The 17,124-nt window shown below is 39.5% G+C and carries 13 protein-coding genes; 3 read left to right on the top strand and 10 right to left on the bottom strand.

All coding sequences use genetic code 11. The features are described 5' to 3' along the window. The first annotated feature begins 20 nt into the window (after positions 1-20). A complete protein-coding gene (gene bchH, locus FR7_RS17960) occupies positions 21-3,758 on the top strand; it encodes a magnesium chelatase subunit H (RefSeq protein WP_007937249.1) in 3,738 nt (1,245 codons plus the stop codon). 52 nt (positions 3,759-3,810) lie between these two features. On the opposite strand, the gene FR7_RS17955 is transcribed toward bchH, so the two are convergent. Continuing rightward, a complete protein-coding gene (locus tag FR7_RS17955) occupies positions 3,811-4,194 on the bottom strand; it encodes a winged helix-turn-helix transcriptional regulator (RefSeq protein WP_007937247.1) in 384 nt (127 codons plus the stop codon). Between the two features lie 168 nt (positions 4,195-4,362). Between FR7_RS17955 and FR7_RS17950 the strand changes: the two genes are divergently transcribed. After that, a complete protein-coding gene (locus FR7_RS17950; RefSeq protein WP_007937245.1) occupies positions 4,363-4,947 on the top strand; it encodes a flavin reductase family protein in 585 nt (194 codons plus the stop codon). Positions 4,948-5,030: 83 nt separating this feature from the next. On the opposite strand, the gene FR7_RS17945 is transcribed toward FR7_RS17950, so the two are convergent. The 7 genes from FR7_RS17945 to FR7_RS17915 form a co-directional block, all read right to left on the bottom strand. Next, entirely contained in the window at positions 5,031-5,975 is a 945-nt protein-coding gene (locus tag FR7_RS17945) for a tripartite tricarboxylate transporter substrate binding protein (RefSeq protein WP_007937243.1), read from the bottom strand. Between the two features lie 132 nt (positions 5,976-6,107). Then, positions 6,108-7,052 (bottom strand): Bug family tripartite tricarboxylate transporter substrate binding protein, encoded by a 945-nt coding sequence (locus FR7_RS17940; RefSeq protein ID WP_007937242.1) that lies wholly within the window; start codon positions 7,050-7,052, stop codon positions 6,108-6,110. Positions 7,053-7,147: 95 nt separating this feature from the next. Continuing rightward, positions 7,148-8,659, bottom strand: coding sequence for a tripartite tricarboxylate transporter permease (locus FR7_RS17935; protein WP_007937241.1), 1,512 nt, complete (start codon positions 8,657-8,659; stop codon positions 7,148-7,150). Positions 8,660-8,675: 16 nt separating this feature from the next. Next, positions 8,676-9,095, bottom strand: a complete 420-nt coding sequence (locus tag FR7_RS17930) for a tripartite tricarboxylate transporter TctB family protein (protein ID WP_007937240.1) — start codon at positions 9,093-9,095, stop codon at positions 8,676-8,678. 59 nt (positions 9,096-9,154) lie between these two features. Further along, positions 9,155-10,588, bottom strand: a complete 1,434-nt coding sequence (locus tag FR7_RS17925; RefSeq protein WP_007937239.1) for an ATP-binding protein — start codon at positions 10,586-10,588, stop codon at positions 9,155-9,157. A gap of 381 nt (positions 10,589-10,969) precedes the next feature. Next, positions 10,970-12,754: an urease accessory protein UreH domain-containing protein gene (locus tag FR7_RS17920; RefSeq protein WP_255348798.1), complete on the bottom strand. Its 1,785-nt coding sequence runs from the start codon at positions 12,752-12,754 to the stop codon at positions 10,970-10,972. Positions 12,755-12,898: 144 nt separating this feature from the next. Continuing rightward, positions 12,899-14,242, bottom strand: a complete 1,344-nt coding sequence (locus FR7_RS17915) for an amino acid permease (RefSeq protein ID WP_007937235.1) — start codon at positions 14,240-14,242, stop codon at positions 12,899-12,901. A 232-nt stretch (positions 14,243-14,474) separates the two neighbouring features. Between FR7_RS17915 and FR7_RS17910 the strand changes: the two genes are divergently transcribed. Then, a complete protein-coding gene (locus tag FR7_RS17910) occupies positions 14,475-15,068 on the top strand; it encodes a DNA-3-methyladenine glycosylase (RefSeq protein ID WP_007937234.1) in 594 nt (197 codons plus the stop codon). Between the two features lie 5 nt (positions 15,069-15,073). Here FR7_RS17910 and FR7_RS17905 read toward each other — a convergent pair whose 3' ends face one another. Both FR7_RS17905 and FR7_RS17900 read right to left on the bottom strand, forming a co-directional pair. Further along, entirely contained in the window at positions 15,074-15,856 is a 783-nt protein-coding gene (locus FR7_RS17905) for a TIGR03943 family putative permease subunit (protein WP_007937226.1), read from the bottom strand. Positions 15,857-15,872: 16 nt separating this feature from the next. After that, the gene (locus FR7_RS17900) at positions 15,873-16,826 is read right to left on the bottom strand and encodes a permease (RefSeq protein ID WP_007937224.1); all 954 of its coding nucleotides are present in this window, start codon (positions 16,824-16,826) and stop codon (positions 15,873-15,875) included. Between the last annotated feature and the right edge of the window lie 298 nt (positions 16,827-17,124).

Genomic DNA, 17,124 nt, shown 5'->3' with positions numbered 1-17,124 from the left:
ATGAGGATGAGGAGGATACCATGAAAATAGTTATATTAACCGTTTCCAATGCGGCCTTAGCAGATATCGTACATGTGCTGCGAGATATAAATAAGGAATTTCCGGATGCTTTACAGCTGAGTTTATTTTATGCAGCCAAGCATTTCCATAAAGGAGAAGCAGAGCGAATTTGTCAAGGAATTCAACATGCGGATTTTATTCTCCTGGATTTGATGGGAGCCTCTCGTGAATACGAAGAGCTTGTTATTGAAGCCTGCCAAGAAAAGACTTGTCAGATTCTTCCCATTGGCGGTGATAAGGAAGAAATTCGCAGACTTCTCAGGTTAGGCAGCTTTTCTGGTAAAGATATGCAAAATGGTATGCAGCCAAGTGCTCGTGCATCTCTTGATTCCATGGTGCGCATGTCCAATATGGCAGAAAAGCTGGGAAAAATGCTTCCTGTGGGGAAATTGAAAGATATAAAGAACTATATACAAATCATTAAATATTGGAAAAATGCAGAAGAAGAAAACATTCGAAATATGTTGTATTTGATTGGAAGAGATTATGGTAAAAATCGAGACTTTCCTAAGCCAAAAGATCCTGTAGGAGCAGAAGATACTGGGATTTTTGATCCAACGGCATCTCAATATTTTTCCAGCGTAGCAGAATATCGGTGCAGCAGTAATTTTGATGAACAAAAACCAACAATTGCTCTGTTATTTTACGGACATAACTATCCAAACCGAACAAGAGGCTGTGTGGCTGCTTTTATGGAGAAATGCAAATCTTTTGCAAATCTATTACCCATTGCCTTCGCTCGTACAACCAGTCGCGATATAGCGAAATTAAGAGATATTTTATCTGTGCAGACAGAGAAAAAAATAGATCTTGTAGTAAGTTTTCTGGCTTTTCGATTAGGGGCAGGCCCCATGGGGGGAGATGCCGAGTCTGCTGTACAACTGCTGGAAGAATTAGATGTTCCCTTTATGCATCCTTTTTTTATGTCACGCAGAGAAATGGCAGAATGGGAACAATCTCCCCAGGGAATCAACTCTACAGAATTTCTGATTCAAATGATGCTTCCGGAACTGGATGGCTGCATAGAGACAATACCCATAGGAGCGCTGGCTTCTGCTGTTTATGACGCTGATTTGGAAATCAGGATTCAAGAACTTACCTTAATTGAAGAGCGAGCCAATAAAGTAGTAAGCCGTATTCAAAAATGGCTGGCTCTTCGCCATAAGCCAAATAAAGAAAAAAAGGTAGCAATCATTTGCTATAACTATCCTCCTGGTGAGGATAATCTCTTTGGTGGAGCCTTTTTGGATACCTTTGTTTCTGTAGAAAAAATACTGGGAATGTTACATAGAGAAGGATACCAAGTGGAACCGGTTACAGAAGCTGCATTGCGTGAAACCTTTACAGCAGGCAAATTAGTGAATTCTGGACGTTGGGGAGAAGAAACTGCTGATGTGCCTTTTATTCGTTACCCCAGTAGAACCTATCGCCAGCGATTAGGCAGCACCAAGTGGAGTGATGAACTAGTCAGGCAATGGGGGCAAGATCCAGGGGAAATTATGAGTGAAGCCGAAAATTTATTAATCCCAGGAAAAATATTTGATCATATTTTTGTTGGACTGCAGCCCTCCCGGGGGATACATGAGCAGCCTGAACAATTTTATCATGATAAGGCTTTACTGCCTCATCATCAATACATTGCATTTTATCAATGGCTAAAGGACGAATTCAAAGCCGATGTGATTATACATGTAGGTACTCACGGTACATTAGAATTTCTGCAAGGTAAAGAGTGTGGGATGTCAGGTGATTGTCTGCCGGATTATCTTTTACAGGATCTGCCTCATGTTTATTTATACTATGCTGGCAATCCCGCAGAAGCCATGACTGCCAAACGTCGGTCTCATGCCGTATTGGTAAGTTATCAGTCGCCTCCTTTTACGGAAAGTGAGCTATATGGTGATTTGGCTGAATTAGAAGGATTCATTCACCAGCGGCAAGAAGCAGAGCTCCTTGATCCTAGTCGATTACCCGCTCTTGAAAAGCTGATTTGCAGCAAAGCAAAGGAGCAAAATCTTCCATGCAATATAGAAGAATTAGAGCACGAACTCTATCGCATGAGACGCTCCCTGATTCCACGAGGATTACATGTTTTTGGACAAGGATTCAGCCTCGATGAGGCCAAGGATTTTGTGAACTTTATTTTGCGTTATGATCGCGGGGAGCTGCCAGCGTTGCAGCGCATTATAGCTCAGGATGAGGGGCTGGACTATGATCAATTACAGGAGCAAGATCAGGTGCTGATCCTTGCTTCACTGGATCAGAAGTCCAGGATGATCATAAATGGCTATATCGAGAAGCGTTCCATATCTAAAGGGTTATTACAAGATCAAAGAGTAAGAAAAAGCTGTGAAGCAATATTGGAATTTGGAATGGCTGTCTTTAAAAATAGTAGAGAGTGCCAAGAAGAAGGCGGCTTGCTCAAAGTGCTGGCGGGCCGTTACTTACCCGCTCGCCTGGCAGGAGACATGGTCAGGAATCCTGATATTCTGCCCACTGGATATAACTTGTACCAATTCGATCCTCGTTTGGTTCCCAGCGCGATTGCCATAGAACGAGGTGCCAGAATTGCGAAGAATACGTTAGAGCAATACTGGAAAGAACATGGCTGTTATCCTAAAAGTACAGCTATAATTTTATGGGGACTGGAGACATCTCGTACTCAGGGAGAAACCTTAGGGCAGATTCTTTATTATTTAGGCGTGAGTGTGGAGCGCAGGAAAAATCAATTTTCTCCTTCCTTTATCATTATTCCTCAAGAGGAATTGGAGCATCCGCGCATCAATGTAGTGATCAATATTTGCGGATTTTTTCGTGATATGTTTCCTATGCTGATTGGAGAATTGCACGATGTATTCCAAGCAGTAGCGGAGTTAGATGAGAAAAATGAAAACAATTATCTCAAAGCGGCTTCATATTCTCTTTATAAAAATTTACTGGGAGAAGGATATTCTTCTCAGGAAGCAAAAGAACTGTCCTGCGCTCGCATATTTGGGCCTGCAGAAGCGGAATATGGGAGTAAAGTATCTAAAATGATTGAGCTAAAAACATGGGAAGATGAAAAAGAACTAGGTCAAACCTATACGAAAAATTTGCAGCATGTATACAGCAAAAATTATCGGGGCAAGACCATTGAAGGCCTCTTCAACAGCCATCTAGCGGCGGTCGACATTGTATCTCAGGTTCGCAGCAATCATGAATATGAGGTTACTGATCTTGATCATTATTACGAGTACTTTGGAGGACTGTCTAAATCCGTTGAGACAGCTAAAGGAGAAAAAGTAAAAGTATACATTACGGATACCACAGGAGAAAAGGTTCAGACCGAAACAGTAGATAAGTCCATCGCCCGTGGTGTACGCACCAGGCTCCTAAATCCAAAATGGATTAATGGAATGCTGGAACATTCTTATCATGGAGCGCAAAAAATAAATGACCGATTTGAAAATATACTGGGATTAGCTGCGACTACCAATCAGGTTGAGAATTGGATTTTTAGCGACATGTATAAAACCTATGTTGCTGATCCGATCATGCGCCAAAAGATGGTAAACAATAATCGTTGGGCTTATTTCAGCATGCTGGAAAGACTGATGGAATGCAACAAAAGAGGATATTGGAAACCAACTGATGAAGAAATGAAAACATTACGACAAGCCTTTCTCCAGGTCGAAGGAGATATTGAAGAAGAGATATAAACAAGGTCTGGATTTCATAGTGAAATCCAGACCTTGTTTATAAGTAAAAAAGTTATTGCGACAGAGAGGAAGGCGCGGACTGCTCACAGGTCAAATCTTTCGCAGCGACTTCAACATCGTTTGCATAGTTAAGTCCCCATTGGCATAAAGTAGCTAATATAGGCAAAAGACTTTTTCCGGCTTCTGTAAGGGAGTATTCTACTTTAGGGGGGATCTGTGTATAAATGTAACGATGTACAAGTCCATCCGCTTCTAAGTCTCTTAATTGCTGTGTCAACATTTTTTGGGTGATTTGCGGTAAGGTTCTTTTCAGTTCACTAAAGCGCAGTGTATTTTCACCTAAATGCCAAAGAATCAAGGATTTCCATTTCCCACCAATGAGATCTAAGGTTAATTCCATAGAACATTGGTATTGAATATTTTTGAATTGAATCATATTATTTCACTCCTAATGACATAACAGTATAAAAAAAGATACTACCTTGCGAATAAGTGCGTACTTGTTTTAGCCACTTTTATTGTCTAATATTATATCATGAAAAATATTTTCGGTATAGGAAAAATAATATTGCTATTTTGGGTCTAAAAAGAAGGAGGTAACAATATGAAAAAGTCATTAGGTGCAAATACGTTCGCTATGCCATCTCCCGTGTGGGTAGTGGGTTCTTATGGCGAAGGTGGTGAGCCTAATATCATGACAGCTGCTTGGGGCGGTATTTGTTGCTCCGCTCCGCCGTGTGTGGCAGTATCCTTACAGAAACCGCGGGCTACATATCAAAACATTTTAAATCACCAAGCATTTACCATCAGTATACCCTCCAGCATTCATTTAGTTGAAACGGATTATGTAGGGATAGCCAGCGGAAAAAATTCAGATAAATTTTCAGTTGCAAAGTTAACCGTTGTTAAAAGTGATCTTGTGGATGCTCCTTATGTGCAGGAATTTCCTTTAATATTAGAATGTAAGTTATTACAAGCAATCGAACTTGGCATGCACACACAGTTTATCGGAGAAATTGTAGATGTAAAGGCAGAAGAACATGTGCTTGATGAAAAAGGAGTACCAACGTTAGAAAAAGTAAATCCGTTTATCTTTAGTGCGCCGGAAAGAATGTACTATCGCATTGGTCATGCTTTGGAAAAATCACATTCGGTTGGTTTGAAACTGAGAAAAATTCCAGAAAAGTAGGAGAATAGAGTTATAGAAAAAAGGTGATGGTAAAAGAGCCATCACCTTTCTTAAGTAAATCGTGACTTGTTAATAAGTTGACGCTATTTCTTTTGTGCTTTGATCTTTTCAGCAATACCGGTTTCTTGTACCGTTTTAGATAATTTTTGTCGTTCTGTTAACCATTTCTCTTGTGATTCTTTAGGACCTAAATAAGTTACCTTTAAACCAAGATTTTTCATGTTTTTTACAAACTCAGGATCATTAATCATTGCTTTCAATCCTTGAGTTAATTTTATCTTGGCTTCATCTGGTAAATCTTTAGGGGCGGCTATCCCATACCAGTTAGTACATACAACGTCTAAATTCTGTTCTTTAAACGTAGGAACATTTATAAAATCTGGTTCATCTAGTCGTTGCTCACTTGCCACAGCCAAGACTTTGACCATTCCATTTTTCAGCTGTTCTTTAACAGATGCCGGGTTAAGAAAGGCAACTTGAATGTGTCCACCTAGCAAACTTGCCATTGCTTCGGCTGCACTTTGATAAGGGACTTGTTCAATTTGAATATTAGCAGCTTTAGCAAAGGTTTCCCCAGTGACATGACCTATTGTGCCCATACCGCCATGTCCAAATTTGATTTCTCCTGGGTGCTGCTTCGCATAAGAAATTAGATCAATGATGTTTTGTAAAGGTCCTTCAGCTTTAACCACCATTACCATTGATAAATCTGCAATATGTACAAGGGGATCTAAAGCAGTAGGATAATTATATTTGGTTGTTCCATATAGAGGCTGTAATATTACTTCTACACCTGTCATACCAAGAGTATAGCCGTCGGGACTTGCACTTGCCAATTCATTCCATCCAATCGTACCTGCTCCTCCTGGTTTATTAATAATAATTAAGGGTTGTCCTAAATTAACGGGTGCGCTTTTTTCCAGTAAACGGGCTACTAAATCCATGCCACCACCGACACCGAAGGGAACAATCAAAGTAATAGGTTTATCAGGATATATCTTTGCTGTAGTTGCCGTTTTGTTTTCCATACTCGTACAACCTCCTAATATTAAAATACTTAATAGGCAAGATACAAATAATATGAAAGATTTTTTTGGCACTTCATGACCTCCTATTGTTGTTATCATGTTATACAAAGTTTAAAAGAGGAATGACTCAAATTATTTTTTCTGTGTTTTAATCTTTTCAGCAATACCGGTTTCTTGTACCGTTTTAGTTAACCTTTGACTATCTATCAGCCATTTTTTCCCGGATTCCTCTGGCCCAAGATAAGTAATTTGTAATCCTAAATTCTCCATATTCTTTTGAAATTCTGGATCGTCAATTACTTTTTTTATTCCTTCGCTCAATTTCTTTTTTACGTCATCAGGTAGTCCCTTAGGTGCGGCGATTCCATTCCAGCTATTACAAACTACATCTAAGCCTTGTTCCCTAAAGGTAGGTATATTTGTAAAGACTGGGTCAGTTAGCCGCTTTTCGCCTCCCAATGCTAGTGCTTTTACCTTTCCGCTTCTTAATTGTTCTTTCACTGCTGCTGGGTTGAGGAAAACAACCTGGATATGACCGCCTAATAAGCTTGACATTGCTTCTGCACCACTCTGGAAAGGTACTTGCTCTAATTGAATATTGGCGGCTTTTGCAAATGTTTCTCCAAGTACATGGTTTATGCCACCTATACCAGGGTGACCAAATTTTATTTCTCCCGGGTGATTTTTTGCATAAGCAATTAAATCTTCAAGACTATTCCAAGGTTGATTGGATTGGACTGCCATAATTAAGGATAATTCAGTAATCTGCGCAATTGGCTCCAACGCACTTGGATAATGATACTTGGTTGTACCATACAATGGCTGCAATATGATTTCAATTCCTGTCATTGCAAGAGTATAACCATCTGGAGGAGCACCAGCTACCTCATTCCATCCAATTGTGCCAGTTCCTCCTGGCTTGTTAACTACTACCAAGGGTTGTCCTAAATGCGTAGAGGCTGATTTTTCTACTGTACGAGCGACGAGATCTATTCCACCCCCAACTCCAAAGGGAACAATCAGGGTGATGGGTTTTTCTGGGTATTTGGTAGCTGCAGGAACCACTTTGTTTTCCATACTCGTACAACCTCCTATTATGATTGAAAAAACCAATAGACATGTAAGCAAAGAAATCAATGTTTTTCTTCTCACGACATCCTCTCCTTTATGTATTAGTTAACATCTAACTCCTTTCTCTTGTGATTGCGTCTGGTAAACCATGTAACGAAGTTATACAAAATAACAATCGCTCCTAGAGATAGAATGGCGGCTGCAAGTGGGCGGGTAATCAATGCCCATATACTGCCATTGCAAATGATTAACCCTTGGGTCAATCCTCGTTCTAATTCTGGTCCTAACACTAAGCCGATGATCAAAGGACTTGGTTCAAAACCTGAACGTTGCAGCAAGAATCCCATAATGCCGAAAAAAATGACCCATAGCAAATCAAACATGCTGTTATTAATGGAGTAGGCACCGGTGAGGGTGACTACTGCCACTAAAGGCATAAGGATATTGAGCGGAGTTTTAAGCAATTGAACGAAAACTCCGATAAGAGGTAAATTAATGATTAATAAAAGGACGTTGCCTATATACATACTGGCAATAAGTCCCCAAAAAAGCTCAGGTCGTTCGGTTATTAATGATGGACCGGGAGTAATGCCATGAATCATAAAGCCACTGAGTAAAATTGCAGTTGCTCCGCAAAAGGGCAGCCCTAAAGAGAGTAAGGGTATCATTGTAGCCGAAATAGCTGAGTTATTGGCCGCTTCTGGACCTGCGACTCCCTCGATAGCACCGTGGCCAAACTCCTCAGGATGTTTACTGTAGCGCTTTTCCAGCCCATAAGATATGAAACTCGATATGGTTGCTGCAGGACCCGGTAATAAACCTACCAGAAAACCGACAATCCCTCCGCGAAACATAGGAGTTATAGAACGCTGCCATTCTTCTTTCGTAGGATATAAATCGCGAAATTTTACGGAAGGGATATCTGGTTTCGCATCAGCATGAGTCATAGCCGTTAGAATTTCTCCAATACCAAAGAGTCCCATGGCTATAATGGATAAGTCGAAACCTCGGTCTAATTCATCAATGCCAAAGGTAAAACGGCTGATGCCAGACAAGCTGTCTAGTCCGATGGTACTTAGCATGATACCGATGACAGCCATGAGAGCAGATTTAAGTGTAGAAGTTCCAGTTAGTTTGGATAATAGGATTAAGCCGACTAGGGCAAGGGAAAAATATTCAGGTGGTCCAAAGGCCAGGGCAGCCTGAGCTAACGGCGGAGCTAGCAAGGTGAGTCCGATAAGACCGATGGTGCCAGCGATAAAAGAACCAATAGCAGAAATGGCTAACGCTGCTCCAGCCCGTCCCTTTTGCCCCATAGGATAGCCGTCTAAGCAAGTAACCACGGAAGCTGCCTCTCCAGGTACGTTGATTAAGATAGAAGTGGTAGAGCCTCCGTATTTAGAGCCATAATAGATCCCTGCAAACATAATGAGTGCGGCAGTGCTGTCCATACCGTAGCTAAAAGGGAGTAGTAAGGCAATGGCACTAACAGTATCAATTCCTGGCAATACACCTACTAATGTGCCAATTAAAACTCCAATGATACAAGATAATAAATTTGCTGGAAGAATACTTACGGAAACTCCTTGGAGCAGCAGGTTCAAGATATCCAATTCCTTACCTCCAATTCTATGGTAATGCGACTCTTAAATAATAGGTGAATAATAGATGAAATGCAGAAGAGGCACAAAAGGAAATCGCTAAGGGAACCCTCCAGCCTGATGTGTCAGCTAACTTAAATAAATAAAATAGGAATAGAAAGGTTGCAACGAAATAGCCGACAATAGTTAAGATCATCAGATAAAACATCAAACCAATAAGGATAAATAAAAATTTTATCCAGTTTACGGCTTCTTTATTGGTAGTCTTTTTTGATTGAAATTGGCGAAAAATGAGAAGCAAAGATAATAGCAAAGCAGTGACTCCCGCTAGATTTGGCAAGAATCCAGATTTAGGCGAGCTAAGAGTCCCGAAAGTGAATTCTTGTGCCCAGTACAAATACGTTAAGCTGCTAATCAAAAATAGCAGAGAAATTATTTTCTCAATCATGCTTACCACCTTTATTTTGATAATGCTTATACTGGTATTATTTTAGAAGATACAGTATTTTATAAAATGGATTGAAATTCAATTGTAAAGGTAGTACCTTCTTCCAGTTCGCTAGTAATGGAAAGGGTTGCTGCATGGCGATGTACGATACGGTAGCAAACGGCTAGTCCTAAGCCCGTTCCATGATCTTTTGTAGTAAAAAAGGGTGTTCCCAGTTTATCTATATCTTCTTTTGGTATACCAAGACCATGATCTTTTATGGATAAGACTACGTTTTGCTGCTCATTCTGTTTGGTGCTGATGTGGATTAAACCACCGGCAGGCATGGCATCTAATCCATTCCGAACCATGTTGAAAATCAACTGGTGGATACTGTCCTGATCTAAAAACAGAAGTGGAATGTCACCTAGAGAAATTTTAATATCACTATTATTGCGTAAAGCATCTGCCTGTATTAAAGGATAAATATCGCAAATAATATCATTTAAGTTATTTTCCGAGAAATTCATGGCTCTATTTTTGGCCAGGGCTAGGAATTCTGTAATAATCTTATTTGCGCGATCAATTTCATCGATCATTAGACTAAACTTTTCCTTCTGGTTAGCGAACTCTTGCTTATTTCCCATAAACTGTAGTAAACCTCTTACTGTCGTCATGGGGTTTCGTACTTCATGAGCAATACCTGCCGCCATTTCGCCAATAATATTCAAGCGATCGAGACGAGTCATCTTCTCTGTTTGCTCACTGATATATTTTAATATAGGAGTAAATTCGGCTAATTCACTATTAAAGTCACTAGTGCATCCATGCAGAATTCCTTCAGCAAATAGCTGCATATCCTTTTTCAACTTATTGAAGAGTTCACGAAAAATTACAATACATACCAATAGCATAAAAACGGCTGCCCCTAGAGTATTTACCGTTCGCTTACACATGGCTGCATTTACAGCATCTTGATTGATTGCAGCGAAAGCATGACCGATAATGTTGCCATTACGATCTGTGACTGGTCTAACATGAATGAGCGTGTTGGCACCATGCCATACTAGTGAATTTTTTCGTTCTATGAATTTTTCTGTATCAGTGTAAAAAACCTTCTTAAAGGGTTTCCCATCGATTCCCAATAATATGGAAACATCAGAATGGGGACCAATGGCTACAATACTTTCGTGTTTCAGAGAATAAAAACCGAATTTTATGATATTGGATGGTACGAGTACAGATTGTAAGACAGGTTGAAGTTCATGATTTATGGTCATAATTTCTTGCTGAGTTGATTGAAGGGCACCATGGTTAGCGGCAATATCACTAAAAGAACCTTCAGGTTTTTTTTGAATAAGAAAATCAGTAATAGATACAAGCCACAGGGCATTTTTCTCATTTTCTTCTTGCAAAGACAGCCAAAGATTATGAACGGTAACAGTGATCATGAGCAACAAAACAACACAAATGATTTTAAAATTAAGCTTTGTTGTTAGGTTTATTTTTTTCACTGTTTTGGCACCTCTAATGCACATTTTCAATACATGAAGATAATTCTACAAATTTCTACAATTATTTCCACGTTTTTCTAGAAATGTACAAATTTTCTTGATTAGTAATTTTACTTCGCCAATAAATGGCAAAATCCTTTTTCGTTATGTATAATAGTTTAAAGCAAAATAAAGGAGCAGTTTTGCTGAGGTTCCAAAGGAATCCTAGCAAAACTGCTCCTTTATTTTAGCATAGATCCGTCATTGCGAGCAGAGCGAAGCAATCCTACTGACTAAGAGGATTGCTTAACTCTGCTCGCAATGCAACACACAAACCCTGTTGTGTCCTTTGCGTCTTTGTGGTTCGATTTCGTATCAGATTCTTTTATCCTGTCTAGTTTTCTATAGGAATTTTGCTCTAATTTTCTCAATATTTGTCTTTTCAAGTTCTTCGACTACTTCAATAATACTAGTTGCTTGTCGATTTTTGTAGACGCCGAAGGTGCCAAGTGATGGAGGATTGAATGTTACTTCCACAATTCCCTTTTTCCCTTCGAATGATGCAATGATTTTCTTTTCCTGATAATCAACGATATCCCAAGTACCTTCAGGGTCATCAAACTTCGTTAGATCAATGGTCATTTTTGCTGTGGTTTCCGCTGCTAAAACCATAATTAAGGGATCAAATTCGTAGCCGATTCCCTTTATATTTATGGTTTGCAGTTTATTTTGTAGAGTGGCTCTATGAATTATTTTTTCCGTTGGTACTTTGCTGAGATCATCACCATAGATACTATCTTGAGGTGGTTTACTGCAGCATGAGGAAGATCCATTTGTGCTGCAGCAGCCACTTCCAGCAGGAATAGCTGTTGTATCCTTAGCCACGTCCACTGCATTTACATCATCGACAACTTTAATCAGCCCTCGAATCATGCCCATCCAGCAGCTGAATGGCAGGTCCTGATCCTGAGGAGTGAATTCAATGATATTTTCCCCGGGAAGTAGTTTTTTCTTAATTTGCAAGGAAGGCACAATGACTTCATTATTACATGAATTAATTTGCTCTCCGGTAATAATCCATTTTACAGGTACGCCTTTTTGTACATAGAGAACATTAGGGGCATAGCCCTGATTGCTTGCAGACATGCGTAACGTTTGAATGCCATTTTCAAGTTGTGCTTTTGCTGCCATCGAAGTTCCGCTCCTGCTTTGGGCAGGTAAATTAAAAAGTGGAAGATTGAAACCTGCGATTGCTAAGCCGCGATTGGTCATGATCATTCCTAAAACAATGACCAACACACCGCTTAATTTTAGAATCCGCTTCGTCGAGTTCTTACTGAAAAAACCGGAGATACTGCCAAAAGACAGCATCAATGGTACAGTACCTAAGGAAAAAACCAGCATCGAGGAGGCTCCGAGTATTGCGCTGCCTGTGCCTAAGGCATAAAGCTGCATCGTTTGCAAAGGACCGCAAGGCATGAGGCCATTTAGGATTCCCACTGCAAAAGGGGTTTTGGCCTTTGGCATAATAGAAAAGGCAGGCAGTGGTATTCTTAGGTAGCTGCGAAATAGATTTAATCCCGCCATGTTAAGACCCATAATCATCATAAAAATACCGGCGAAGATAGAAATACCAGCCATAAACCCTATCGATAAAGAAAGGACCGATCCAAGTGCGCCGACTATTCCGCCAAGTGCCGTATAGCCAAGTACTCGCCCCATATTATAATGTAAGGAAGGGAGAAAGGATTGGGCTTTATGGTTTGTACTGCTTGATAGAATTTGTGATAACATAATCCCGCCGCACATACCGATACAATGAAAAGAGGTAAAAATACCAATGATAAATAAAACGAAATATGTAACTTCACCCTTTAACTTAGAACTCATGTCAAATTCACTGACATTCTGCCCTAAGAGAAGAATCGCTAAGAAGATAAGGGAGATACCCAGTATCGGCTTTATAGGATTTGATGCCTGTTTTTTTCCAACGAAGTAACCTGCAGATAGAATTGCTTCATTGATGACTGCCTGGCTGGTAAGGAGGGAATCATATTCGACATATACCTTATTTTCTTCATAACTGGCTTTCACCTTAATTACGCCGGCAACTTTAGTTACAGCTTTTTCAATTCGGTTCTCGCAGGTTATACAGTACATATCACGAACATAGAACGTTTCTGCTATCGCTTTAATACCATCACCTCATTATTATGTGTTTTACTCATTAGATCTGTAGGTTGTTTCGGATTGAAAATATGACGTAATTTTCTGTTAATATAGTTATATTATAATTGAGTTTATCTTTTTATTATAGAGAATATGCAATAATTAACGATCTTTTTTATTGATCCACAGATTGCGGATCAAATAGGCAATACTAATGAGTAACATGAGCAGTAAACCTGAGTACAGACCTGGCAGCTGATCTGGATACAAAGGAGTGGAAAGGATCGAAACGAAGATAATAAAAAAACAAATCCAAGAGAGATAGGGATAAAAGGGAGCCTTATATTTTAATTTCTCTGGACTTTTGGCAAGGATTTTCTTGCGATAATAATAATGGGTAGCGGATACGCTCATCCAATTGATAAGTGCCAGGAATCCGCTGGCACTGACGGTATAAATAAATATTTTATCAGGCAGATAATAAGAGAGTATGGCTCCGCATAACAGCACAACGCCACTAATCGTAACCGCTGCGATGGGAACCCCCTTACTATTTTGATATTTGGCGATCTGGGGTGCTTGGTTTTCTTTGGCTAAAGAGAACAGCATACGGGAGGAGGAATAAACCTGAGAATTAAGAGCAGAAACCCCAGCGGTTAAAAGAATGAAGTTTACAAGATCCCCTGCATAGGGAATTTTAAAAATCGTAAATAGCTGTACAAAGGGACTGATGGTTTCATCCAATAAATCTAAAGGCAGCAAGGAAATAATCAGAAAAGCCGATAGAGTATAGAGCAGCGTTACTGAAATAGTGATAAATTTAGCTGCTGGAGGGACGGTTTTTTCCGGCTTTTCTGTTTCTACCGCAGCGATTCCAATAATACCTGTTCCTGTATAAGCAAATAAAATAAGGAGCATAGCACCCAGCATACCTGAGAATCCTTCTAAGGGAGCTTGAAGGAGGGATTGGAAGGGCATAAATTCTGTGTTGGCATCTCCGATGGAAATACCTGCTATAACCGTAAAGCCCATAATAACAAATATCACGAGGGTAGCTACTTTTGTAATAGCAAGCCCTAATTCAATTTTACTTAAGCCTTTCACATCATTGAAATTTAACAGCGTAATTCCTAAGGCAAATAGTAGGCTGCAGACCCATAACGGAACCGAAGGCAGCCATAAGCGAAGAAAGATAGCGCAAGCCGTAACCTCACCAGCCATTCCTAATACACCGCTGACCCAAAACATCCAACCAATCATAAAACCCCACCACTCGCCAAAGACTTCTTGGGCATGTGCCTTAAAAGAACCTGAAACAGGGTTTGCGATTGTCATCTCAATGATAAAAGATACTTCCATCATCATAACGAGTCCGCCAAATAGGTAGGCAAAAGGTGCCCATATACCTGCAACGCCGATTACAAGGCTGCTGGCCAAAAAGATGCCTGACCCGATAATATTGCCTAAAGCCATAACGATAAAGTCTTTTTTATTAAATGCTGTCAAAGGATCAACCTCCTGGGATATAAATCGTTACCTTGTATTTTTACTGATTGTTAGTTTTGTTATACTTAAAATTAGCAAAAAAATAAAACAATTGAAAACGCGAAGAATTCGTTCCTTCGCGTTTTCAATTGTTTTTCCAGTTTTAATGTATCAGCAGGAATCACAGAGATGAAGATAAAAGATACTATAGAAGAATGATACGAAATCAAATCCCTGGGAAGAAGGTGTTATTTTGAAAAAGTTAGAGAGAAGTTTCTATGAGCGGGCTACTTTAGAAGTTGCAAAAGACTTATTAGGAAAATACATGGTTCATGAGGCCCATGATGGCAGGACAGTTGGCAAAATTGTAGAGGTTGAGGCGTATGTGGGTTCCATTGATGCTGCATGTCATGCTTATAAAAATAAATACACAAATCGAACCAAAATTATGTTTGGCAAAGGTGGACATGCGTATGTGTACTTAATTTATGGTATGCACTATTGTATGAATATCGTAACCAATCAAGAATCATATCCAGAAGCTGTATTAATTAGAGCATTAGAACCCATTGAAGGATTGGAGATCATGAAAAAGCGCCGGAAAGCCGAGGCCATTTTAAATTTATGCAGCGGGCCAGGAAAGCTGTGTCAGGCAATGGGAATCACAAAACTGCAAAATGAGATGGATTTATGTGGGGAAAGCATGTTCTTATTACATGGTGAAAGGATTATGCCTGAAGATATAGTAACTACTCCTCGTATTAATATTGATTATGCTAAAGAGGCAAGAGATTACCCTTGGAGATTTATTATTAAAGACAATCCCTTTGTGTCAAAAGGAAAATAGACATGCTAATTATAAGGATATACGTAAGGGTCTTTTGGTGCTTCAATTTTTTGCAGAGAGGTAATTTTAATTGATGCAGCATCTTTGCCGTCGTATGTAACCATTTGAATGATACCTTCAATAGACAGCCAGGTTCCATCAGGATACTTTTGGGTTTCAATCCCTTCACACATGACTCCATAAGGTAAAGAATCGGCAGTACAGCACATAACGACATAACGCACCAAGGAAGTTTGATTATTGGTTGCCCCTGGAATTTGGAATACAAATCCCGTCATGGTAATCTTTTTTCCTGCATATTCATTAGGGAAATTATTTATTTCGCACATCGCTTCCGTATAGTTGAGATTTGTAACCTTAATGGTATCCATTTGACTGAATACTGGTGCTAAAGGCCGCGGCAAATCTTTTATCGAATGAGTAATAGCGCTGGATTGGCTATTGAGTCCCTTACTGCTGACCAAATTTGCATTGAGTGTATTTTCGGGTACCGCAAAGGCTAAAAAGAGGATCAAAAAGAAAGGGGTATATTTTCCGATGCCAGAATGTTTATGGCAATACTGCTCATAAGAAGTGGGCAGCAACGTATCTATGATTTGTATGACAAGCATAGGAACTAATAAAAGATAGGATAGCTGAGTGAGTATTATAAACTTTGGATTGATATATAGGGATAATTGTTTTGTAATATCAAGCCATAGGAGTAAAATGATAAAACCAAGAAGAATGATGGATTGTATGCAAGCTCCGGTGTTGAAAGACCGCAGATTTCTTTTTCTAGGTTGCAATAAACTCTACCTCCTTTTACAAGTGATTGATCAGATAGGCCGCACTGGAGCACAGCATGATAATGATCAATGTGAGGCAACATACAAATTTGGTGCGGAACGTATGTAACAGCATAAGAATATTTTTAAGGTCAATCATAGGCCCAAAAACCATAAAGGCTACAAGAGAACCTAATGTAAAGCTACTGGAAAAGGAAGCAGCGATAAATGCATCAGCAGCTGAGCATACCGAGATAAAAAAGGCGAAAACCATCATAACTCCAATGGATAGAGATGAATCTTGCCCCAGAGATAACAATATTTCCCGAGGAATAGCGATCTGTGATAATGATCCCAGCATAGCGCCTATTACCAAATATTTTCCCATTTCAAAAAACTCATGGGAAGCATCTCGAAGAGTATTGATCCATCTATGGAGGTGAGAATGTCCAGGATGGTGGCTATTTAGTGTATGCTGACAGTATCCGTGGGAATGGATTTGACTTGGTGATTTTAGCTGCCTGCCCCTAGTAAAGCCGTTAAGTAATAATCCAGTACACAGGGCTACTCCAAATGCTGTTCCAAGGCGCAATAAAACGATATACATATTATTTTGAAAGGCAAAGGCTGTTGCTGCGCTTACAACGGGATTTACAATTGGAGCAGCCAGCATGAAAGCAATAGCCGCGGGCAAGGGGACTCCTTTCAAAATCAAACGCCGCACAATCGGTACCATACCGCAGTCGCATACGGGAAAAAGAATACCCAGAAAACAGGCCATGAAGATGCTTAGAATATTACTTTTGGGTATCATATTGCGTATCGTATTTTCCGAAACAAAATTATTGAGTAATGCTGATACGATTACACTCATCAGTAAAAAAGGAAAAGACTCAATAACAATACTGAGTAAGATAACTTTAAAATTAATCAAATGATTCCAATTATCAGTCCATACAGCAGCAGCGATCGTTGCTAATGCATCTTCCACAAAGATTCCTCCCTAAATTAGCAAGATGAAGAATAAACAGGTTCAATTATAAATATGATAAGCTTGTTCATATTATGTTAGTATTTTTTGAAATCATTTGTGTGCTTATTATTTTATGCCAGATCATGGGAAATAATGGTGAAGGATTATTCTCGTTCATGTATTGACAAATGCAAGGGAGAATACTATAATTCTTCTTACAGAGATTTGTATTGTTTTTTTAACATACTACATAGGTTTGTCTCTTATGAAAACATAAATAATGGCTGATTAGAAAACTAAAGGCCAAAAGAACTGT

Source organism: Pelosinus fermentans DSM 17108, from assembly GCF_000271485.2.
Taxonomy (GTDB): domain Bacteria; phylum Bacillota; class Negativicutes; order DSM-13327; family DSM-13327; genus Pelosinus; species Pelosinus fermentans.
Note: the sequence above shows the minus strand (reverse complement) of the source record. Positions and strands in the feature narration are given on the sequence as shown.

Bases quoted from the DNA above. Each gene is read 5' to 3' on its own strand.
- bchH (WP_007937249.1), top strand. From the start codon at position 21: ATGAAAATAGTTATATTAACCGTTTCCAATGCGGCCTTAGCAGATATC.
- FR7_RS17945 (WP_007937243.1), bottom strand. From the start codon at position 5,975: ATGGAAAACAAAACGGCAACTACAGCAAAGATATATCCTGATAAACCT.
- FR7_RS17955 (WP_007937247.1), bottom strand. From the start codon at position 4,194: ATGATTCAATTCAAAAATATTCAATACCAATGTTCTATGGAATTAACC.
- FR7_RS17950 (WP_007937245.1), top strand. From the start codon at position 4,363: ATGAAAAAGTCATTAGGTGCAAATACGTTCGCTATGCCATCTCCCGTG.
- FR7_RS17940 (WP_007937242.1), bottom strand. From the start codon at position 7,052: ATGGAAAACAAAGTGGTTCCTGCAGCTACCAAATACCCAGAAAAACCC.
- FR7_RS17930 (WP_007937240.1), bottom strand. From the start codon at position 9,095: ATGATTGAGAAAATAATTTCTCTGCTATTTTTGATTAGCAGCTTAACG.